The sequence below is a fragment of the Burkholderia sp. AU16482 genome, from assembly GCF_002223285.1.
In the GTDB taxonomy this organism is placed as follows: Bacteria; Pseudomonadota; Gammaproteobacteria; order Burkholderiales; family Burkholderiaceae; genus Burkholderia; species Burkholderia semiarida.
Genome location: NZ_NKEY01000002.1, coordinates 65,759 through 84,873, shown reverse-complemented (window position 1 = coordinate 84,873; position 19,115 = coordinate 65,759). Strand labels below are relative to the sequence as shown.

At 68.1% G+C, this 19,115-nt stretch carries 13 protein-coding genes and 1 riboswitch; of the genes, 4 read left to right on the top strand and 9 right to left on the bottom strand.

What is annotated here, in order from left to right; translation table 11 throughout:
* Window positions 1-42: 42 nt before the first annotated feature.
* The 4 genes from thiE to CFB35_RS01690 are packed head-to-tail and all read right to left on the bottom strand — an operon-like array spanning window position 43 to window position 3,384.
* Window positions 43-1,167: a thiamine phosphate synthase gene (gene thiE, locus CFB35_RS01705; protein ID WP_063892423.1), complete on the bottom strand. Its 1,125-nt coding sequence runs from the start codon at window positions 1,165-1,167 to the stop codon at window positions 43-45.
* Window positions 1,164-1,979, bottom strand: coding sequence for a thiazole synthase (locus tag CFB35_RS01700; RefSeq protein WP_059577272.1), 816 nt, complete (start codon window positions 1,977-1,979; stop codon window positions 1,164-1,166). Before CFB35_RS01700 ends, thiE begins: the two co-directional genes overlap by 4 nt.
* A 38-nt stretch (window positions 1,980-2,017) precedes the next feature.
* Window positions 2,018-2,215: a sulfur carrier protein ThiS gene (gene thiS / locus CFB35_RS01695; protein WP_027783340.1), complete on the bottom strand. Its 198-nt coding sequence runs from the start codon at window positions 2,213-2,215 to the stop codon at window positions 2,018-2,020.
* A 32-nt stretch (window positions 2,216-2,247) separates the two neighbouring features.
* Window positions 2,248-3,384, bottom strand: a complete 1,137-nt coding sequence (locus CFB35_RS01690) for an FAD-dependent oxidoreductase (protein ID WP_059577275.1) — start codon at window positions 3,382-3,384, stop codon at window positions 2,248-2,250.
* 225 nt (window positions 3,385-3,609) lie between these two features.
* A riboswitch (TPP riboswitch) is annotated at window positions 3,610-3,733 on the bottom strand.
* Window positions 3,734-4,004: 271 nt separating this feature from the next.
* Here CFB35_RS01690 and CFB35_RS01680 point away from each other — a divergent pair.
* The 4 genes from CFB35_RS01680 to CFB35_RS01665 all read left to right on the top strand — a co-directional run bounded on the left by CFB35_RS01680 (window position 4,005) and on the right by CFB35_RS01665 (window position 9,247).
* Window positions 4,005-5,774 (top strand): ABC transporter ATP-binding protein/permease, encoded by a 1,770-nt coding sequence (locus CFB35_RS01680; RefSeq protein ID WP_089464492.1) that lies wholly within the window; start codon window positions 4,005-4,007, stop codon window positions 5,772-5,774.
* Window positions 5,771-6,547 carry an SDR family NAD(P)-dependent oxidoreductase gene (locus tag CFB35_RS01675; RefSeq protein WP_089464491.1) on the top strand — a complete coding sequence of 259 codons (777 nt, stop codon included), beginning with the start codon at window positions 5,771-5,773 and terminating at the stop codon, window positions 6,545-6,547. The genes CFB35_RS01680 and CFB35_RS01675 overlap by 4 nt, the downstream gene beginning before the upstream one ends.
* 128 nt (window positions 6,548-6,675) lie before the next feature.
* The gene (locus CFB35_RS01670) at window positions 6,676-7,938 is read left to right on the top strand and encodes an MFS transporter (RefSeq protein WP_089464490.1); all 1,263 of its coding nucleotides are present in this window, start codon (window positions 6,676-6,678) and stop codon (window positions 7,936-7,938) included.
* Window positions 7,939-7,963: 25 nt separating this feature from the next.
* Entirely contained in the window at window positions 7,964-9,247 is a 1,284-nt protein-coding gene (locus CFB35_RS01665) for a D-amino acid dehydrogenase (protein WP_059898186.1), read from the top strand.
* 100 nt (window positions 9,248-9,347) lie between these two features.
* Here the strand turns inward: CFB35_RS01665 and thpR are convergent, their stop codons facing one another.
* The 5 genes from thpR to CFB35_RS01635 form a co-directional block, all read right to left on the bottom strand.
* Complete coding sequence (gene thpR / locus CFB35_RS01660) at window positions 9,348-9,914, bottom strand: RNA 2',3'-cyclic phosphodiesterase (RefSeq protein WP_059577289.1); 567 nt, start codon at window positions 9,912-9,914, stop codon at window positions 9,348-9,350.
* Complete coding sequence (locus CFB35_RS01655) at window positions 9,911-11,401, bottom strand: sodium:alanine symporter family protein (RefSeq protein WP_059577291.1); 1,491 nt, start codon at window positions 11,399-11,401, stop codon at window positions 9,911-9,913. Before CFB35_RS01655 ends, thpR begins: the two co-directional genes overlap by 4 nt.
* A 308-nt stretch (window positions 11,402-11,709) precedes the next feature.
* On the bottom strand, window positions 11,710-13,176 hold the full coding sequence (locus tag CFB35_RS01650) for a glutamate synthase subunit beta (RefSeq protein WP_059577294.1): 1,467 nt from the start codon (window positions 13,174-13,176) through the stop codon (window positions 11,710-11,712).
* Between the two features lie 85 nt (window positions 13,177-13,261).
* Window positions 13,262-17,965, bottom strand: coding sequence for a glutamate synthase-related protein (locus tag CFB35_RS01645; protein ID WP_059577297.1), 4,704 nt, complete (start codon window positions 17,963-17,965; stop codon window positions 13,262-13,264).
* A 288-nt stretch (window positions 17,966-18,253) separates the two neighbouring features.
* On the bottom strand, window positions 18,254-18,967 hold the full coding sequence (locus CFB35_RS01635; protein ID WP_027783329.1) for a transposase: 714 nt from the start codon (window positions 18,965-18,967) through the stop codon (window positions 18,254-18,256).
* Between the last annotated feature and the right edge of the window lie 148 nt (window positions 18,968-19,115).

Below are 19,115 nucleotides of genomic sequence, written 5' to 3'. Positions count from 1 at the left end.
CTGCATTGGAATGATGTCGTGACGCCGTTCCGAGCCCTGCGGTCAATGATTGTCAAATTGTCCGGCAAAGCACTGCTGCAGTGCAATAAGCGCCGTCCGATAATCGGCCGCGCCCGTGACCGCGCTGACCACCGCGACGCTGCCGACGCCCGTGCCCAGCACGGCCGGCAGCGTGTCGAGCCCGACCCCGCCGATCGCGACGAGCGGCGCGCGCGCCCGGGCGAAGCGCGCGTAGCGGGCAATCCGCGCGAGGCCCTGCGGCGGCGCGGCGACGGCCTTCGTCGCGGTCGCGTACACGGGGCCGAGCGCGAGATAGCTCGGCCGCGCGTGCAGCGCGCGCAACATCTCGTAATAACCGTGGCTCGAAAGTCCGAGCCGCAGGCCCGCGCGCGCGATCGCGGCCAGGTCGGCCGTTTCGAGGTCCTCCTGGCCGAGATGGACGCCGTACGCGCCTTCTTCTACCGCGATCTGCCAGTGATCGTTGATGAACACGCGCGCATCGGGATAGCGGCGCCCCGCCGCGACCGCGCGCGCGATTTCCCGACGCAGCGCGTCCGGCGCCGCATCCTTCACGCGCAATTGCACGGTTCGCGCGCCGCCGTCGAGCACGCGCTCGACCCATGCGGCGCTCGGCACGACCGGATAGAGGCCGAGCCGCGCGGGGCACGGCGCGAACGCCGGCTCCGGCGCAGGCGGCAGCCCGGCGACACGCGGGAATCGCGCGGCATCGACCGGCCATGCGTCGGCGGCGCGCGTCTCGTCGCCGTCACGCCACGCCAGCGCGAGCACCAGCGCGTCGACCGGCGCGAAGCCGCAATCGAGGAACGCGGCGAGCGCCGCGATCCAGTCGTCCGCGAGCGGATGCGCGGCGTCGAGCGCGTAGCGCACGCCGGCCGCATGCAGCACGGCGCCGCCCTCGTCGAATTCGATCGCCACCGCGTCCGGCGACGCAGGCCGCGACACGGCCGACGCACGCGCCTGCGCGGCACGGTCGCCCGCCGACACGATCAGCACGTCGCCGTCGGCCGGCACGTCGGGCGCCGCCACGCAGAGCCGCCACGGCGCCGCGCCGTCCGGCCAGTCGCCGAGCCGTGCGCGAATCCGCTCGGCCGCTTCGGCCAGTTCGTCGGCGGGCGGCCAGAACGCATCGGCGAAGCGCGCGCTCATGCGCCGCCCCCGTCCTGGTGCCAGAACGGCATCCCGACGACCGGCGTGCTCGCGTGCGCGGTCTCGCGCGCATCCATCGGGCCGGCGAGATACGCGGCGCGGCCCGCCTCGACGCCCTGCGCGAACGCGCGCGCCATGATTTCCGGGTGCGTGGCCTGCGACACGGCCGTATTCAGCAGCACGCCGTCGAAGCCCCACTCCATCACCTGACACGCGTGCGACGGCACGCCGAGCCCCGCGTCGACGATCAGCGGCACGTCCGGCAGCCGTTCGCGCAGCACGCGCAGACCGTACGGATTCACGACGCCCTTGCCGGTGCCGATCGGCGCGCCCCACGGCATCAGCGCCTCGCAGCCGACGTCGAGCAGGCGCCGGCCGATCACGAGATCCTCGGTGCAGTACGGCAGCACCTTGAAGCCGTCCTTGACCAGTTGCGCCGCGGCTTCGATCAGCCCGACCGGGTCGGGCTGCAGCGTGTAGTCGTCGCCGATCAGTTCGAGCTTGATCCAGTCGGTATCGAATACCTCGCGCGCCATGTGCGCGGTGGTCACCGCTTCGGCGACGGTCTGGCAGCCGGCCGTGTTCGGCAGCAGCGGCACCGCGTGGCGCTTGAGCAGGTCGAAGAAGCCGGCTTCGGCCGTGCCGCCCGTCATCTGCCGGCGCAGCGCGACCGTCACCATTCCGGGGCGCGACGCGGCGATCGAATCGGACAGCGACTGCAGCGACGGATAGCGCGACGTGCCGAGCAGCACGCGGCTTGCGAAGGTTACGCCGTACAGCGTGAGCGCGTCGGCGGAGGTGGGGGACGTCATGTCGTTTTCCTGGAAGAGCGGGGACGAACCGGCGGCGCTCAGCCGCCCGCGACGGGGTGCACGACGTCGAGCTTGTCGCCCGCCGCGAGCGCGCGCGCCGCATGCTGCGTGCGCGCGACGAAGTTGCCGTTCAGCGCGACCGCGTACGGCGGACGCGCGCCGTACGCGGCCAATGCGTCGGCCACCGTCGCGCCGTCGGGCAGCGTCAGGGTCTGTTGATTGATCTGGATATCCATGAGGCTCGGTCGGATTCGGTCGGCGGCGCGCGTCAGGCCGGCTGGCGCGCGTCGTTACGGTGATGAAGCAGTGTCGGCCAGCGGGCGGCGGCGCGCCACGCGGCGAACGCGTCGGGATCGCCGAGCGCGCCGCCGAGCGCGGCCTGCGCGAACGCGACGGCCGCCTGCGCGACTTCCGGCGCGATCATGAAGCCATGCCGGTACAGGCCGTTGACGGCGAGCGTCGACGCGCCGTCCCAGATCACGGCCGGGCGATGATCGGGCAGCGTCGGCCGGCATTGCGCGTTGAGTTCGAGGATGCGTGCCTCGCCGAACGCCGGATGCACGGAAAACGCCGCGCTCAGCAGTTCGAGCGCGGAACGCACGCTGACGGGCGACATGTCCTCGCCCTCCACCTCGGTCGCGCCGATCACATAGAGATCGTCCTGCTTCGGCGCGACGTACAGCGGATAGCGTGGATGCAGCAGCCGCACGGGCCGCGTGAGCCCGATGCCGGGCGCATGCACGCGCGCGACCTCGCCGCGGATGCCGCGCAGCGCCGGCAGCGCGGGTTTCGCGCCGAGCCCCCGGCAATCGATCGTGAAATGCGCGGCGGGCGGACTCGTGTCGTCGACCGACGCGCGCCAGTGCGTTTCGACGCCGCGCTGCGCGAGGCCCGCCGCCAGCGCGCGCAGCGCCTGACGGTTGTCGAGCTGGCCTTCGCGCGGCAGCAGCAGCCCGCGTGCGAAGCGGCCCGCGAGCGCGGGTTCGGCCGCGTCGACCTGCGCACCGGCCAGCGTCACGAAGCCGCCGTCGAACAGCTCGGCCGGCGCGTTCGCACGCACGCGCCGCTCGAACAGCGGCGCCTCCGCGCGGTCGGCCTGATGCCAGACGACGAGCGTGCCGTGATGCTGGAAGAAGACGGGTTCGGGCAGTTCCGCTAGCCACTGCGGCCAGCGCGCGAGCGACGCGGCGCCGAGCTCGGTGATCAGCAGCTCCGCGCTCGCGGCTTCCGCGAGCGGCGCGAGCATCGCGGCCGCGACCCACGCGGCCGACTGCTCGCCGTCCGGGCCGCCGCGCTCGTAGAGCGCGACGCGATGGCCATCGCCGGCGAGCCGCCATGCGATCAGGCGGCCGACGAGGCCGCCGCCGAGCACCGCGAAATCGGGCCGTGCGTCCCGGACGTTCATCGCCCGCCCTCCGCGCGCTCACGCGCGACGAACGTCGACGCGTGCGCGCCGCCGCATGCGAACGCACGCGACATCGGGCCGGGAACCGGGCAAAAGACTGAAGATTGTGCGGTCATCATTCCTTCCGTAACGCGCAATGCGCGTACCCAAAAGGACGAAACCGGCAGCAAAGGCCGGCCGGGCGGGACTCGGGCGCTGACCATGTGGGATGGCGGCCAGCGCGGCCCGGCGGGATCAGAAACTTCCCTCGCCGGTATTACCCGGATCGGGTGCGAAGGGTCTTTCTCAGCCTCGCCGCGCTGCCCGGAACATCCGCCGGCCGCGTCACGAAGCACCCCTGTTTCGTCGTCGGCCATTAGACCATAAAAGCGGAAAGCGCCGCAAACTGTCCCCGTTGCGGCAAATTCGCCGGCGTGTTGCGCCGCTCTGGCACAATGCCCGCAGGCCGGCCGCGCGAGCGGCCGGTTGCCGCGTCACCGCCGGTTTTTAAGTGCCGTTTAAGACGCACGGGCGACCATCCGGACGCCCGCCGTCACTCGGCGCCGCGCCCCGGCATGCCGTATCGCGGCGCGCGCCCCGGTTTCGCCCGGCCCGCGCGCCGGCTCATCATCAGGAAGCACATGACCCAATCGATCGATCCCGTCCGCTCCGCCTCCGACGCGCCGCAGGACGAGCGCCCGGTATCCGCATGGAGCCTCATCAAGCCCTACTGGGTGTCGTCCGAATGGAAAATCGCGTGGGGGCTGCTGGTCACGATCATCACAATGAACTTCGCGAGCGTATGGCTAAGCGTGCGCTTCAACGGATGGTACGGACGATTCACGAACACATTGCAGGCAAAGGATGCACAGCACTTTCCACATCTGATGCTGGAATTCTGTGCCATCGCGTTTGGCGCCATTATTCTGTTCGTGTTCCGCCGCTATCTGACCCAGATGCTTTCGTTCCGCTGGCGGCAATGGCTCACTAACCGATTCCTCGATGAATGGTTGAATGACCGTGCGTTCTATCGGATTGAGCGGGACCGATTGACCGACAACCCCGACCAGCGCATCACCGATGACCTTCAAGCGTTCGCAACCACTTCGCTCTCGCTGTCGCTTGATCTGTTGTCGACTGTTGCATCGCTTGCGTCATTCACCGTGATCCTGTGGACCCTGGCCGGTCCGCTGACCGTTCCGATCGGTGGTACGTCTATCGTCATTCCGGGCTACATGGTGTGGGTCGCTGCAATATATGCGCTAGTTGGCTCTTACCTAATGCATCGGGCCGGCCATCCGCTTGTGTCGATCAACTACCAGCAACAGCGTGTCGAAGCCGACTTTCGCTTCGGTATGATTCGCGTACGAGAAAACGCCGAACAGATCGCGTTCTATGACGGCGCCGATTTCGAAGGCAATAATGCGCGACAACTTTTCGGTCGAATCCGTGACAACTGGTGGCGACTGATGAAGTACACAATGCGGCTGAACTTCGTGTTGAATTTCTACAGCCAAGTCGCGAATATCTTTCCGTTGATCGCAGCGGCCCCCGCATACTTCGCAGGTGCCTTCTCGTTCGGAACACTGATGCAGATTTCGCAGGCCTTCGGTAGTGTCAGCGACTCGTTTTCGTGGTTCATCAATAGTTACGGCTCGCTCGTCGAATGGCGCGCCACCGTCAACCGTCTGCGCGAATTCAAGCGCGTGATGGGCACGTCGCACCTGAAGGAAAGCCTGTCGCCCGCGACCGAGCACGGCGGCATCAACCTGCACTACATCGACGCCGCGAAGCTGTCCACGTCGTCGCTCAAGCTCGCGCTGCCGAACGGCAACGCGCTCGCCAACATCGGCGACGTCACGATCGAGCCCGGCTCGCGCTGGCTCGTGGTCGGCAAGTCCGGTTCCGGCAAGAGCACGTTCATGCGCGCGCTCGCGGGCCTGTGGCCATTCGGCGACGGCGCGATCGACGCGCCGGTCGGCGCGCGGATGATGTTCGTGCCGCAAACGAGCTACTTGCCGATCGGCACGCTGAAAGCCGCGCTCACCTACCCGGCGACGCCCGACACGTTCAGCGACGAAGCGTGCCGCGACGCGCTGCGCGCGTGCCGCCTCGAGGATTACGTCGAGCGCCTCGACGAAACCGCGCACTGGACCCGCGTGCTGTCGCCGGGCGAGCAGCAGCGTCTGGCCGGCGCGCGCGTGCTGCTGCACAAGCCCGACTTCCTGTTCCTCGACGAAGCGACCAGCGCGCTCGACGCCGACAACGAGGCGCGCCTCTATCGCCTGTTCGCCGAACGGCTGCCGAAGGCCGCGATCGTCAGCATCGCGCACCGCGAGTCGCTCGCCGCGTTCCACGTCGGCACGATCAACGTCGAGCGCGTGAACGACGACGACAAGGTCGCCGCGTGAGCGCACGCGCCGCGCCCATCGCACGGATCGCGCTGATCACCGGCGCAGGTTCGGGGATCGGCGCGGCGCTCGCGCGGCGGCTCGCGGCGCCCGACGTCGCGCTGGCGCTGCATGCGCGCGGCGCGAACGATGCGGCACGCGCGCGGCTCGCCGACGTCGCCCATGCGTGCACGGCGGCCGGCGCGGAGTGCCTGACGCTGACCGGCGATCTCGGCGAGCCGGGTGTTGCCGCCGCGCTCGTCGACGCAGCCGCCACCCGCTTCGGCGGGCTCGATCAACTCGTCGCGAACGCCGGTTTCGCCGCACGGCAATCCTTTTCCGATCTTTCCGCGGGCGCGCTCGCGTCCGCCTTCGCGGCGATGCCCGGCGCGTTCTCCGCGCTCGCGGGCCGCGCGCGGCCGCTGCTCGAAGCGTCGGCCGCACCGCGGATCGTCGCGGTCAGCTCGTTCGTCGCGCACCGCTACCGCGCCGATGCGCCGTTCGCGGCAACCGCCGCCGCTAAAGCGGCGCTCGAATCGCTGGTGCGTAGCGCGGCCGCCGAATTCGCCGCGCAAGGCATCACCGTCAACGCGGTCGCGCCGGGTTTCACGCGCAAGGATCACGGGCCGAGCGCCGGCAACGCCGCCGCGTGGGCGCAGGCCGAACAGGCGACGCCGCTCGGCCGGATCGCCGAGCCCGACGACGTCGCCACGCTGATCGCGTTCCTGCTGTCGGACGCGGCGCGGCAGATCACCGGCCAGGTCATCCACGTCGATGGCGGCCTGACGCTCTGACGCGTCGCCCTTCCCTCCGCCCTTTCCGCACGAACCCGAAGCCGCCTTTTTGGCGGGCAGGATCGCGCCCGTAAAATAGCCGCGACGCGGCAGCGCGGGACCAGACGAGGCGACAGGGGGCGGCAAGCATGCAGGCATTCCAGTGGTTCAACGAACTATCGACGCGCGAACGCCGGACGCTGTATGCCGGCTTCGGCGGCTATGCGGTCGATGCGTTCGACTTCATGATCTATTCGTTCCTGATTCCGACGCTGATCGCCACCTGGGGCATCACGAAGAGCGAGGCCGGGATGATCGCGACGAGCTCGCTGATCTCGTCGGCGATCGGCGGCTGGGTCGCCGGCATCCTCGCCGACCGCTACGGCCGCGTGCGCGTGCTGCAGTGGACGATCGCGACGTTCGCGCTGTTCACGTGCCTGTCCGGCTTCACGCATTCGTTCTGGCAGCTCCTTGCGACGCGCACGCTGCAGGGTTTCGGTTTCGGCGGCGAATGGTCGGTCGTGACGATCATGATGGCCGAGACGATCCGCTCGCCCGAGCATCGCGCGAAGGCCGTCGGCACCGTGCAGAGCAGCTGGTCGTTCGGCTGGGGCGCGGCCGCGATCCTCTACTGGGCGTTCTTCGCGCTGCTGCCCGAGCAGGTCGCGTGGCGCGCGTGCTTCTGGATCGGCATCGTGCCCGCGCTGTGGATTCTCTACATCCGCCGCAACGTCAGCGATCCCGACATCTACACGGCCACGCGCCGCGCGCGCGACGAAGGCCGCGTGTCGGGCCATTTCCTCGAGATCTTCTCGCCGCCGCACCTGCGTGCGACGCTGTTCGGCAGCGCGCTGTGCACCGGCATGCTCGGCGGCTACTACGCGATCACGACGTGGCTGCCCACCTATCTCAAAACCGTGCGCCACCTGTCGGTATTCAACACGAGCGGCTATCTGGTCGTGCTGATCGTCGGTTCGTTCGTCGGCTACGTGGTCGGCGCGATCCTGTCCGACCGGCTCGGCCGCCGCGCGTCGTTCATCCTGTTCGCGGTCGGCTCGTTCTCGCTCGGCATGGCGTACACGATGCTGCCGATCACGGATACCGCGATGCTGCTGCTCGGCTTCCCGCTCGGCATCGTCGTGCAGGGCATCTTCGCGGGCGTCGGCGCGTATCTGTCGGAGCTGTATCCGGGCGCGATCCGCGGCTCGGGCCAGGGCTTCTGCTACAACCTCGGCCGCGGGCTGGGCTCGTTCTTCCCGATCCTCGTCGGCGCGCTGTCGCAGTCGATGTCGCTCGTGAAGGCGATCGGCCTCGTCGCGGGCGGCGGCTACCTGGTCGTGATCGTCGCGGCGCTCGTGCTGCCCGAAACGCGCGGCAAGTCGCTCGCCGACGATCCGGCCGTCGCGTCGTGAGCCCCCGTTTCGTTCCGGACACCGCATGCACGTGATCGTTCTCGGCGCCGGCGTGATCGGCGTCACCACCGCCTGGCACCTGCGCGAAGCAGGCTGCGACGTCACCGTGATCGAACGCGAGGCCGACGTCGCGCAAGCGACGAGCCTCGGCAACGCGGGCGTGATCGCGCCCGGCTACGTGACGCCGTGGGCCGCGCCCGGGATGCCCGGCAAGATCCTCAAATATCTGTTCAAGCCCGCGTCGCCGCTGATCTTCAGGCCCACGCTCGACGCCGCGCAGTGGCGCTGGATCGCGCGCTGGCTGCGCGAATGCGAGTTCGAGCGGTTTCGCGTGAACAAGCAGCGGATGCAGCGCATCGCGTATTACAGCCGCGCGTGCCTGCATGCGTTTCGCGAACGTCATCCATTCGACTACGGCGCGAGCCGCGGCTACCTGCAACTGCTGCGCGGCGCGTTCGACGTCGAGATGGCGCAGCCCGCGCTGAAGGTGCTGCGCGACGCCGGCATCGCGTTTCGCGAACTGGATGCCGCCGGCTGCACCGCGATCGAACCGGGCCTGCGCTGGGCGCGGCAGCCGCCCGTCGGCGGCATCTACCTGCCCGACGACGAAGCGGGCGACTGCGCGCGCTTCACGCGCGAATTGCGGGCGCTGTGCGAAGCGAACGGCGTGACGTTCCGGTTTCGCACCGCGATTCGCGCGCTCGATGTCGCGAGCGGCAAGGTGCGCGGCGTGCGGGTCGACTCGCTCGGCCCAGGCGCCGCCGCCCGGCGCGATGCGCTGCTCGCCGCCGACGCGATCGTCGTCGCGCTCGGCGTCGACAGCGCGGGCCTGCTGCGGCCGCACGGCATCGACGTGCCGCTGTATCCGGTGAAGGGCTACTCGGCCACGCTCGCGGTCGTCGACGATGAAAAGGCGCCGTGCGCCGCGCTGATGGACGAATCGCTGAAGACCGCGATCACGCGCTTCGGCCCGACGCTGCGCGTCGCCGGCACCGCGGAGCTCGGCAACCGCCGGGCGGCATTGCGGCAGCAGGCGCTCGACACGTTGATGAAGGTGCTCGACGACTGGTTCCCGCACGCGGCCGATCGCGCGTCGGCGCGTTTCTGGGTCGGCCGCCGGCCGATGACGCCCGACGGCCCGCCGCTGCTCGGCGCGAGCGGGATCGACGGCCTCTGGCTCAACGTCGGCCACGGTTCGACGGGCTGGGCGATGTCGATGGGGTCGGGACAGGTGGTCGCGGATCTCGTCACCGGACGGACGCCGGAGATCGATCTGGCCGGGCTGACGCTCGCGCGCTACGGGCGCTAGCCCGGACCTCGGGCAGCATTGGCGACGCGATGCCGCGACACGCCTGGCTGCGACATCACCGCAAGCGTGACCGGCCCGCGCGAGGCATCGCCGGTCCGGCTCAACCCGCTGCCGCGCCGTCCGCCCGTGCAATCGGCACCGACACGATCGGCCGATGCGACACACCTTCGTGCGACAGCCGGCTTTCGAACAGGGTGAGCGCGTCGAACCGCAACGCGACCGGCCGTTTCACCGCACCGCCGTGCGCCGGCTGCCCGAGCGCATCGTGCGGCAGCCGCGCGAGCGTCACGTGCGGGCGGAACGGCCGCCGGTCGGCCGGCACGCCAAGCTCGCGCAGCGTCGCCGACAGCGCGGCATTCAACGCCGCGCACGCCGGTTCGGCGGCCAGTTCCGCGACGATCAGCCGTGCGCGCGGCAGGCTCGGCCACCACGCGATCCGTTCGACCGGCATCGACGGCAGCGCATGCTCGGCCGCGAGCGCCGGCAAGCAAGCGGCCAGCGCGTCGCACCGCGCCCGTTCGATCGCGCCGACGAACGCGAGCGTCATATGCAATTGCGCAGGCAGCGGGCGCCGCGCGCCACGGGTGACCGGCAACGCGTGCAGCGCGTCGCGCGATGCCGCATCGGGCATCAGCGCGACGAACACGCGCAGCCGGTCGCCGTTCATGACTCGTTCGCCACCGCGCGCGGCGCGCGCGCCACATCGGCCGCCGCCGGACGCTGCGGCAACGGGCCGTGCTCGCCCCACACGTCGGCCGGCAGCACGCGCGCGAGTTCGGGGATCGTGTTGCGCGTGAACACCGGATCGGCGACGCCTGCCGCACGCTGGCGGCGATAGTCGGCCCACGCGGCGTGCGCGTACTTGCCAAGCGCGAGGATCGCGATCAGGTTGATGATCGCCATCAGCCCCATGCTCGTATCGGCCATCGCCCATACGAGCGGCAGTTGCCCGACGCTGCCGAACATCACCATGCCGAGCACGGCGATGCGGAACAGCGGCAGCACGCCGCGCCGCTTCGTGATGAATTCGACGTTGCCTTCCGCATACGCGTAGTTGCCGATCACCGACGAGTACGCGAAGAAGAAGATCGCGAACGCCATGTAGATGCCGCCCCAGTCGCCGACGTGGCCCGCGATCGCGCGCTGCGTGAGCGCCGCGCCTTCCATGCCGGTGCCCAGCTCGTACTGGCCGGACAGCAGGATCACGAACGCGGTCGCGCTGCAGATCACGATCGTGTCGACGAACACGCCGAGCATCTGGATCAGCCCCTGCACGACCGGATGCCGCGTGCTGGCGGTCGCCGCCGCGTTCGGCGCGCTGCCCATGCCGGCTTCGTTCGAGAACAGCCCGCGTTTCACGCCCATCGCGACCGCCTGGCTGACCGCATAGCCCGTCAGGCCGCCCGCCGCCTGCTCGAGGCCGAACGCGCTCTTCACGATCAGCGCGATCACGCCGGGCACCAGCGCGATGTGCGTCGCGACCGCGTAGACCGCGAGCGCGAGGTAGCCGATCGCCATCAGCGGCACGATCACCTGCGCGACCGTCGCGATGCGGCGGATGCCGCCGAAGATGATCGGTGCGGACAGCAGCACGAGGCCGAGGCCGACCGTCTCGCGGCTCCAGCCGAACGACGTATGGAACGCGTCGGCGATCGCATTGGCCTGCACCGCGTTGAACACGAAGCCGAACGCGAGGATCAGCGACAGCGAGAACAGCACGCCGAAGCCGCGCGAGCGCAGGCCCGTCTGGATGTAGTACGCGGGGCCGCCGCGATAACTGCCGTCCGGGTGCGACACCTTGAAGATCTGCGCGAGCGTCGCCTCGACGAACGCGGACGACATCCCGACGAGCGCGGTCATCCACATCCAAAAGATCGCGCCCGGCCCGCCGACCGTCAGCGCGACCGCGACGCCGGCGATGTTGCCGGTGCCGACGCGGCTCGCGAGCCCGGTCGCGAACGCCTGGAACGACGAGATGCTGCCCGGCTCGCCCTTGCTGCCGACCAGCTTCACGCTCAGGAGCAGCGCCTTCAGCTGGATCATCCGGAACCGCAGCGTGAACCACGCGCCCACGCCGAGCAGCAGTGCGATCAGCACGTAGTTCCACAACACGCCGTTGACGGCGTCGATCAGCCCTTGCACGAATGCTTCCATCCAGAATCCTTGTAAATACGGTCAGTCATGTGCGGCGACCGCGCGAATGCGGCCGGAGGGGCAACATGATATGACAGTTTTCAAGGATTATTACAAAATGAAAGAAATTGAGATGACGAAAAATCGACGCCGGATGTCATCAGATTAGGCGACGCTATGGGCAAATGGCGAGGAGGGCCGGCATCGCGGACAAGCGCGCGGCCGGCCTCGGAAGCTGAAGAACATCGGCCCCGCCATGCGCAGACCATAAAAAAAACCGGGCGCCCTCTCGGACGCCCGGCTTTCACGAAACCCGCTCGCGCTTCGACTCAGCGCGGCAGTTCCGAATGCCCCATCAGGTACGCATCGACCGAGCGCGCGCACTGGCGGCCTTCGCGGATCGCCCAGACCACGAGCGACTGGCCGCGACGCATGTCGCCTGCCGCGAACACCTTGTCGACCGACGTGTAGTACGAACGATCGCCTTCGGTCGCCGCGCGCGCATTGCCGCGCGCATCCTTCGCGACGCCGAACGCGTCGAGCACCGGCGCCGCCGGCTGCGTGAAGCCCATCGCGAGCAGCACGAGGTCGGCCTTCATCTCGAACTCGGAACCCGGCACTTCCTGCATCTTGCCGTCCTTCCACTCGACGCGCACCGCGATCAGCTTCTCGACCTTGCCGTTCTTGCCTTCGAGACGCTTCGTCGCGACCGCCCAGTCGCGCTCGCAGCCTTCCTCGTGCGACGACGACGTGCGCAGCTTGATCGGCCAGTACGGCCACACGAGCGGCTTGTTTTCCTCTTCCGGCGGCTGCGGCAGCAGCTCGAACTGCGTGACGTGCTTCGCGCCGTGACGGTTCGACGTGCCGACGCAGTCCGAACCCGTATCGCCGCCGCCGATCACGATCACGTGCTTGCCCTTCGCCAGCAGCTGGTCGGGGAGCTTGTCGCCCGCGTTCACGCGGTTCTGCTGCGGCAGGAAGTCCATCGCGAAATGCACGCCCGCGAGCTCGCGGCCCGGCACCGGCAGGTCGCGCGGCGTTTCCGAACCGCCGGCGATCACGACCGCGTCGAATTCTTCCTTCAGCGTGTCCGGCGAAATGGTTTCCTTCGCGAGGCTGCCGATCGACTCGGGCAGCGGATCCTTGCCGATGAACACGCTGGTGCGGAACGTCACGCCTTCCGCCTCCATCTGACGCATGCGGCGGTCGATCAGCCACTTCTCGAGCTTGAAGTCGGGAATCCCGTAACGCAGCAGGCCGCCGATGCGATCGTTCTTCTCGAACACCGTCACGTCGTGACCGGCACGCGCGAGCTGCTGCGCGGCGGCGAGGCCCGCGGGGCCCGAACCGACGACCGCGACCTTCTTGCCCGTCTTGTGCGCGGCCGGCTGCGGCTTCACCCAGCCTTCCGCCCAGGCCTTGTCGATGATCGCGTGCTCGATCGACTTGATGCCGACCGGATCGTTGTTGATCCCGAGCGTGCACGCCGCTTCGCACGGCGCCGGGCAGATGCGGCCCGTGAACTCCGGGAAGTTGTTGGTCGAGTGCAGGACTTCGATCGCCTGCTGCCAGTCCTGGCGGTAAACGAGATCGTTGAAGTCCGGGATGATGTTGTTGACCGGGCAGCCGTTGTTGCAGAACGGGATGCCGCAATCCATGCAGCGCGCGCCCTGGACCTTCGCGTCCGCGTCGGTCAGTGCCGCGACGAATTCCTTGTAGTGCTTCACGCGCGTGAGCGGTGCTTCGTACGCCTCGTGGCGGCGTTCGAACTCCAGAAAACCGGTTGCCTTGCCCATAAGGTGCTCTTCTGTTCGGTGTATCGGGTGGGGGAGCCGCGCGCGGCCGTCAGGCGCGCGCGGCATTCGCTATGTCGTTCGTCGCTCAGGCAGCCAGCACTTCCTTCGCCGCCTTCTTCGCACCGATCTCGCCCAGCGCGCGCTTGTATTCGTGCGGGAACACCTTCACGAACTGGCGGCGCGCCGCGTCCCAGTTTTCCAGCAGCGACTTCGCGCGCGGCGAACCCGTGAACTGGAAATGACGCTCGACGAGCCCCTTGAGCAGCGCTTCGTCCGTCGTGCCTGCGTGCCAGAGCGCGCGGTCGACCGTGCGCTCCTGCTCGGCCTGCTGCAGCACCGGCTCGAGCGCGACCATCGACTTGTTGCACTTCGCCGCGAACGTGCCTTCCGGATCGTAGATGTACGCGAGGCCGCCCGACATGCCGGCCGCGAAGTTGCGCCCCGTCTCGCCGAGCACGACGACCGTACCGCCCGTCATGTATTCGCAACCGTGGTCGCCCGTGCCCTCGACGACCGCCGTCGCGCCCGAGTTGCGCACGCAGAAGCGCTCGCCGGCCACGCCGCGGAAGAACGCTTCGCCTTCGATCGCGCCGTACATCACCGTGTTGCCGCAGATGATGTTTTCCTCGGACTTGCCGCGGAAGTCGTTGGTCGGACGGATGATGATCCGGCCGCCCGACAGGCCCTTGCCGACGTAGTCGTTGCCGTCGCCGACGAGGTCGAGCGTCACGCCCTTCGCGAGGAACGCGCCGAAGCTCTGGCCGGCCGTGCCCTTCAGCTGGATGTGCACCGCGTCGTCGGCCAGGCCGTCGTGGCCGTGCTGCTTCGCGATCACGCCCGACAACATCGCGCCGACCGTCCGGTTCACGTTGCGCACCGGCTGGATGAACGACACGTGCTCGCCGTTCTCGATCGCGGCCTTCGCCTTCTCGATCAGCACGTGGTCGAGCGCGCGTTCGAGGCCGTGATCCTGCACGTCGACGTGGCGGCGCGCGACGTCCTCGCACTCTTCCGGCTGGTAGAACACGCGCGAGAAGTCGAGGCCCTTCGCCTTCCAGTGCTCGATGCCCTTGCGCGTATCGAGCAGGTCGGCGCGGCCGATCAGATCGTCGAACTTCGCGATGCCGAGCTGCGCCATGATCTCGCGCACTTCCTCCGCGACGAAGAAGAAGTAGTTCACGACGTGCTCGGGCTGGCCCTTGAACTTCGCACGCAGCACCGGGTCCTGCGTCGCGACGCCGACCGGGCACGTGTTCAGGTGGCACTTGCGCATCATGATGCAGCCCTCGACGACGAGCGGCGCCGTCGCGAAGCCGAATTCGTCCGCGCCGAGCAGCGCGCCGATCACGACGTCGCGGCCCGTCTTCATCTGGCCGTCGGCCTGCACGCGGATGCGGCCGCGCAGGCGGTTCAGCACCAGCGTCTGCTGCGTTTCGGCGAGGCCGAGTTCCCACGGCGTGCCCGCGTGCTTGACCGACGACAGCGGCGATGCGCCCGTGCCGCCGTCATGGCCGGCGATCACGACGTGATCGGCCTTCGCCTTCGCGACGCCGGCCGCGACCGTGCCCACGCCCACTTCCGACACGAGCTTCACGGAGATGCTCGCGCTCGGGTTCACGTTCTTCAGGTCGTGGATCAGTTGCGCCAGATCCTCGATCGAGTAGATGTCGTGGTGCGGCGGCGGCGAGATCAGGCCGACGCCCGGCACCGAGTAACGCAGCTTGCCGATGTATTCGGACACCTTGTGGCCCGGCAGCTGGCCGCCTTCGCCCGGCTTCGCGCCCTGCGCCATCTTGATCTGGATCTGGTCGGCCGACGCGAGGTACTCGGCGGTGACGCCGAAGCGGCCCGACGCGACCTGCTTGATCTTCGAGCGCAGCGAATCGCCGTCCTTCAGCGCAATGTCGCTGACGATCTCGTCGCCGATCACCGACTTCAGCGTCTCGCCCGCCTTGATCGGAATGCCGCGCAGTTCGTTGCGATAGCGCTTTTCGTCCTCGCCGCCTTCGCCGGTGTTCGACTTGCCGCCGATCCGGTTCATCGCGACCGCGAGCGTCGCGTGCGCTTCGGTGCTGATCGAACCGAGCGACATCGCGCCCGTCGCGAAGCGCTTGACGATCTCCTTCGCCGGCTCGACGTTTTCGATCGGGATCGCCCTGGTCGGCTCGACCTTGAACTCGAACAGGCCGCGGAACGTCATGTGACGCTTGGTCTGGTCGTTGATCAGGTGCGCGTATTCCTTGTACGTCTGGTACGAGTTGCTGCGCGTCGCGTGCTGCAGCTTCGCGATCGAATCCGGCGTCCACATGTGGTCTTCGCCGCGCACGCGGTACGCGTACTCGCCGCCCGCGTCGAGCATGTCGCGCAGCACCGGGTTGTCGCCGAATGCGTCGCGGTGCAGGCGGATCGCCTCTTCCGCGACTTCGAACAGGCCGATGCCGCCGACCTTCGACGCCGTGCCCTTGAAGTACTTCTCGACGAGGTCGCTCGACAGGCCGAGTGCTTCGAAGATCTGCGCGCCCGTGTACGACATGTACGTCGAGATGCCCATCTTCGACATCACCTTCTGCAGGCCCTTGCCGACCGCCTTCGTGAAGTTGTAGACGGCCTTCTCCGGCGACAGGTCGCCCGGCAGCCCCTCGGCCATCTTCGCGAGCGTTTCCATCGCGAGGTACGGGTGCACGGCTTCCGCGCCGTAGCCCGCGAGCAGCGCGAAGTGGTGCGTTTCACGTGCGGAGCCCGTCTCGACGACGAGGCCCGTGCTCGTGCGCAGCCCTTGCTGGACGAGGTGCGTGTGGATCGCCGACGTGGCGAGCAGCGCCGGAATCGCGACGTGCTCGGCATCCGTCTTGCGGTCCGACACGATCAGGATGTTGTAGCCCGACTTCACCGCGTCGACGGCTTCCGCGCACAGCGACGCGAGGCGCGCCTCGATGCCTTCCTTGCCCCACGCGACCGGGTAGCAGATGTTCAGCTCGTATGCGCTGAACTTGCCGCCCGTGTACTGGTCGATCGCGCGGATCTTCGCGATGTCCTTGAAGTCGAGCACCGGCTGCGACACTTCGAGCCGCATCGGCGGGTTGATGTTGTTCGTGTCGAGCAGGTTCGGCTTCGGGCCGATGAACGACACGAGCGACATCACCATGTTCTCGCGGATCGGGTCGATCGGCGGGTTCGTCACCTGCGCGAACAGTTGCTTGAAGTAGTGATAGAGCGTCTTGTTCTTGTTCGACATCACCGCGAGCGGCGAGTCGTTGCCCATCGAACCGACGGCTTCCTCACCCTGCTGCGCCATCGGCGCCATCAGGAACTTCAGGTCTTCCTGCGTGTAGCCGAACGCCTGCTGGCGGTCGAGCAGCGCGGCGCCCTGCGTGCGGCCGGCCGCGACTTCCTCGGCCTTCGGCTCGATCTCGTCGAGCTTGATGCGCACGGCGTCGATCCAGCTCTTGTACGGCTTCGCGTTCGCGAGGTTGTCCTTCAGTTCCTTGTCGTCGATGATGCGGCCGTGTTCCATGTCGATCAGGAACATCTTGCCCGGCTGCAGGCGCCACTTCTTGACGATCTTCGATTCGGGGATCGGCAGCGTGCCGGCTTCCGACGCCATGATGACGAGGTCGTCGTCGGTCACGATGTAGCGCGCCGGGCGCAGGCCGTTACGGTCGAGCGTCGCGCCGATCTGGCGGCCGTCGGTGAACGCGATCGCGGCCGGGCCGTCCCACGGCTCCATCATCGCGGCGTGATATTCGTAGAACGCGCGGCGGTTCTCGTCCATCAGCGTGTGCTGTTCCCACGCTTCCGGGATCATCATCATCACCGCGTGCACGAGCGGGTAGCCGGCCATCACCAGCAGCTCGAGACAGTTGTCGAACGAGGCGGTGTCCGACTGGCCCGGATAGATCAGCGGCCACAGCTTCGGCAGATCGTCGGCCAGCACGTGCGACGCGATCGCGCCGGTACGCGCGTTCAGCCAGTTCACGTTGCCCTTCACGGTGTTGATCTCGCCGTTGTGCGCGATCATCCGGTACGGGTGAGCGAGTTCCCACGCCGGGAACGTGTTGGTCGAGAAGCGCTGGTGCACGAGCGCGAGCGCGGACACGACGCGCTCGTCCTGCAGGTCGCGGTAGTACACGCCGACCTGGCCGGCCAGCAGCAGGCCCTTGTAGACGACCGTGCGCGCCGACATCGACGGCACGAAGTATTCCTTGCCGTGCTTGAGCTTCAGCGCCTGGATGCGGTGGCTCGCCGTCTTGCGGATCACGTACAGCTTCCGCTCGAGCGCGTCCGTCACCATGATGTCCTTGCCGCGGCCGATGAAGATCTGGCGGATCAGCGGCTCGCTCGCCTTGACCGTCGGCGAGATCGGCATCGCATGGTCGACCGGCACGTCGCGCCAGCCGAGCACGACCTGGCCTTCGGCCTTCACCGTGCGCTCGAGCTCCTGCTCGCACGCGAGACGCGACGCGTTTTCCTTCGGCAGGAAGATCATCCCGACCCCGTATTCGCCGGCCGGCGGCAGGTCGACGCCCTGCTTCGCCATTTCCTCGCGATAGAACGCGTCCGGAATCTGGATCAGGATGCCTGCGCCGTCGCCCATCAGCGGATCGGCGCCGACCGCGCCGCGGTGATCGAGGTTCTCGAGGATCTTCAGGCCCTGCTGGATGATCTCATGGCTCTTCTTGCCTTTGATGTGAGCGACGAAACCGACGCCGCAGGCGTCGTGTTCGTTTTGCGGGTCGTACAGACCTTGTGCGGCGGGCACCGCGGCGAGCGGCTGCTGGTGGTCGTTCATGGGGACACCGTCGTAAAGGGGGCCTGGAGGCCGTTGAACCGTTTTCTTGTTGCCGTCGATCCCGCTTCCCGAGGGAGACGGCGCGGCCGACAGTGGTTGGGCAAGCTTCGCCCGGGCCACCGGAATTCGGAATATACGCGACGAATCAAGGGAATAGCAACAAAAACCGCTTGATAGAACCCCAATTAAACGAATGCCTCGATCCGGTGCCGTTTTATTGGGGACGTATAATTTTGGTGCAAAAAGAAGCGGCGCCCGCAGCGCCGCTCCTGGCCCGCCTTTCCGGCATTACTGCTGGATCGGCGGCGTGTTCTCGCGCACCTTTCTGGGGCGTCCGCGCGGCAACGGCGAGACGCGCCGGTTGGCGGTGCGCGCCGCCCACTCGCGGTAATTCTCGCCGCCGAGCACCCAGCCCTTCAGCGTCGCCTGCTGCAACTGGTCGGCCTGCCGCTCGTCGAGCGGCTGCTCGCACAGCTCCTTGTACGCGCGCTGGCGGTCGAACGGCGTGTTGCCGAGCGCCCAGTAGAGCGGATGGTCGGTGATCAGGCTGTCGACGGTGAGCCCGACGTGATGCCGGTAGCTCGACCAGCGATAGGCCTCGGGCGTCGCGACGAGCTGCGAACGCACCGGGCTCATCTCGACCACGCGGCTCGCGAGGAGGAAATAGCGCTCGCCTTCGATCACCGTCGCGCGATAGCGGCCTTCCCACAGGGTGCCGCGCCGCGAATAGCGCCGGTTGAAATGCGCGACGTAGCGACGGCCGACGGCCTGCATCGCCTTCGGCAGGCTGGCCTCGTCGCTGGGGGTCACGAGCAGTTGCACCTGGCGCGGCAGCAGCACGTAGGCATGCACCGACAGGTGATGATCGCGTGCGGCGGCCTTCAGGCAATCGATGAAGAGTTCGTAGTCCTGGTCGTCGACGAACGCGGGTTGCTGATCCAGGCCGCGCAGTATCACGTGCTGCGGCTGGTCGGGAACGTAGAGTCGTGCTAACCGTGCCATGCTGAATGTCCGTTTGAACGCGTTAGGAAATACCCGGAGGTCCGAAAATGCGCACCTGCGTAGAATGCCTGTCCTGTCAGGGCGCGGAAGCGTACGGTCGTGCGAATCCTAGGGTGAAAACTCTAACTTACGAGCTTGTTTGGTTTTA

Excerpts from the sequence above, each read along its gene's own strand:
- thiE (WP_063892423.1), bottom strand. The coding sequence starts at position 1,167 with ATGAGCGCGCGCTTCGCCGATGCGTTCTGGCCGCCCGCCGACGAACTG.
- CFB35_RS01700 (WP_059577272.1), bottom strand. The coding sequence starts at position 1,979 with ATGACGTCCCCCACCTCCGCCGACGCGCTCACGCTGTACGGCGTAACC.
- thiS (WP_027783340.1), bottom strand. The coding sequence starts at position 2,215 with ATGGATATCCAGATCAATCAACAGACCCTGACGCTGCCCGACGGCGCG.
- CFB35_RS01690 (WP_059577275.1), bottom strand. The coding sequence starts at position 3,384 with ATGAACGTCCGGGACGCACGGCCCGATTTCGCGGTGCTCGGCGGCGGC.
- CFB35_RS01680 (WP_089464492.1), top strand. The coding sequence starts at position 4,005 with ATGACCCAATCGATCGATCCCGTCCGCTCCGCCTCCGACGCGCCGCAG.
- CFB35_RS01670 (WP_089464490.1), top strand. The coding sequence starts at position 6,676 with ATGCAGGCATTCCAGTGGTTCAACGAACTATCGACGCGCGAACGCCGG.
- CFB35_RS01665 (WP_059898186.1), top strand. The coding sequence starts at position 7,964 with ATGCACGTGATCGTTCTCGGCGCCGGCGTGATCGGCGTCACCACCGCC.
- thpR (WP_059577289.1), bottom strand. The coding sequence starts at position 9,914 with ATGAACGGCGACCGGCTGCGCGTGTTCGTCGCGCTGATGCCCGATGCG.
- CFB35_RS01655 (WP_059577291.1), bottom strand. The coding sequence starts at position 11,401 with ATGGAAGCATTCGTGCAAGGGCTGATCGACGCCGTCAACGGCGTGTTG.
- CFB35_RS01650 (WP_059577294.1), bottom strand. The coding sequence starts at position 13,176 with ATGGGCAAGGCAACCGGTTTTCTGGAGTTCGAACGCCGCCACGAGGCG.
- CFB35_RS01645 (WP_059577297.1), bottom strand. The coding sequence starts at position 17,965 with ATGAACGACCACCAGCAGCCGCTCGCCGCGGTGCCCGCCGCACAAGGT.
- CFB35_RS01635 (WP_027783329.1), bottom strand. The coding sequence starts at position 18,967 with ATGGCACGGTTAGCACGACTCTACGTTCCCGACCAGCCGCAGCACGTG.